This window comes from uncultured Thiodictyon sp. (genome assembly GCA_903837595.1).
GTDB lineage: Bacteria > Pseudomonadota > Gammaproteobacteria > Chromatiales > Chromatiaceae > Thiodictyon.
This window is the reverse complement of record CAILVI010000030.1, coordinates 1-1,662: the sequence shown is the minus strand read 5'-3', so window position 1 is coordinate 1,662 and position 1,662 is coordinate 1. Positions and strand designations below refer to the sequence as shown.

At 63.3% G+C, this 1,662-nt stretch carries 2 protein-coding genes and 1 pseudogene; all 3 read left to right on the top strand.

All coding sequences use genetic code 11. The features are described from left to right. A pseudogene (locus tag QZY44_RS01940) lies at nt 1-417 on the top strand (hypothetical protein); the annotation flags it as partial. Between the two features lie 8 nt (nt 418-425). Further along, entirely contained in the window at nt 426-1,295 is an 870-nt protein-coding gene (locus QZY44_RS01935; RefSeq protein ID WP_295441509.1) for a hypothetical protein, read from the top strand. Continuing rightward, nucleotides 1,292-1,662 (top strand): hypothetical protein (locus QZY44_RS01930; RefSeq protein WP_295441506.1); only part of this gene is annotated, 371 nt, incomplete at its 3' end. The genes QZY44_RS01935 and QZY44_RS01930, both read left to right, overlap by 4 nt.

Below are 1,662 nucleotides of genomic sequence, written 5' to 3'. Positions count from 1 at the left end.
GTCTGGACCCCGGATGATGTGGCCGCGGCCTACTCGGGCGCCAGCGTGACCGGCACGGTAACCTACACCGCCGCGGGCAACATCACCCTCAACAACCTGGGCACGGTGTACCAGACCTGGACCGTGACGGTAACTGACCACGCCACCGGCGCGCTGCGCGTCAACGGCGATACCCTGGGGCTCGTTGGTACGGGCGCCCAAGGGGTGGCCCTGGCACCGACCAACACCGCCACCGGCCAGCCGTACTTCTGCCTGGCCCCGGGCGGCTGGGGCGGCACCGCGGGCACGGGCGAAACGTTCGTGTTTACTACCTCCCCGGCGGCAATCCCGATCTGGATCAAGCGCATCGTTCCTGCCGGAGCAGCAGCCATCGCGGCCGATCCCGTCGCCGTGTGTGTCGAAGGCGAGAGTGCGTAGGAGCAGACATGGCAATTCGTGATACGGCAACCAATGGTCGCGTACTCAGCGATTGGGAAGGGTCTTGGACCGCCGATACCGCCGCCGCTGTCTATTCCGCGTGGGCTACGGAATTGGGGGTATCAGATACCGCGTCCGTTTCATCCCTGGGAGGTACGTCGGGATTCTGGATGCTCGATCTTGGTTTCGCTGTCGCCTACGACGGCACCTGCACCAAGATCGGCTTTGCCTATATGGGAGCCATCAGCATTTACAGTGCCGCCCCGAACAATGAGGCCGCCGCCGCTATCGAGTTAACGCACGACACGACCACCGAAACAGCCACCTTTACCTCCACCAGCAAACCTAGCCTGCTCTTGTGCTACCGCCCCCGCGAACCAACGAAAACGCAAAATTGCAAATGGCAGACCACCGCCACCGCGGCCATTTTATATTATGAAGTCGTCTCCGTTGCGACGCCCAGTCACGTCCTTAGCGTCGCCATCAAATTCACCCGCGGCATGTTGTCTGTCCGCACCGAAAGCGACTACTGGCCCGCTTATCCCGTCATCCACGATCAATGGACCTTCGACCAACTTACCGGCATTGGTGGGGGCCTGGCCCAATGGAACGAAGAAACATCGTCGGGCATCTATAAATACTCCAAGCCAAATATCCTGGAGATTCGCGGCCATATTTATGACGAAAACGGTGCCCCCTGTCGCCGTCGCGTGCTGTATGCCGCACGCGCGTACGATTACGCCACCTACAGCGATGCAGATACCGGAGCCTACGTCTTTTCGGGCCTTTATAACGCCGATGAATGTCTCGTCGTCGCCATCGCCGCCGATGGCGAGACCCTGTTAAACGATAAAATTATCCGCGTTATACCGGCATGAGCTACACCCGCCCACCGGCCAATGCGGCAGACATCACCTGGGTCGGTGCGACGCCCTACACCCGGCCCGGCGCAGCCGCGGCCGACCTCACCTGGCAGGACTCCACCCCGCCGCCCGCCGGCACGCCCGCACGCGCCCACCTCGCGCTGCCCTGGCAGCCGCTCGCGCGGGTGTCCGCGCAATGGTCCGTGAGGAGTGCCGACCTGATCCCGGTCGTGGGTCGCGTGGATTTTGCGAGCGGGGCCATTGCGGGCACTGTCTCCACCCGGGTCCTGCTCGCGAGCGGGGCCAACCTGGAGCGGGTTGCGGGCCGGATCTTTGTTGCGAGCGGGGCCGACCTGGAGCAGGTAGCAGCCAGGCTGCAAGC

Excerpts from the sequence above, each read along its gene's own strand:
- QZY44_RS01935 (WP_295441509.1), top strand. The coding sequence starts at position 426 with ATGGCAATTCGTGATACGGCAACCAATGGTCGCGTACTCAGCGATTGG.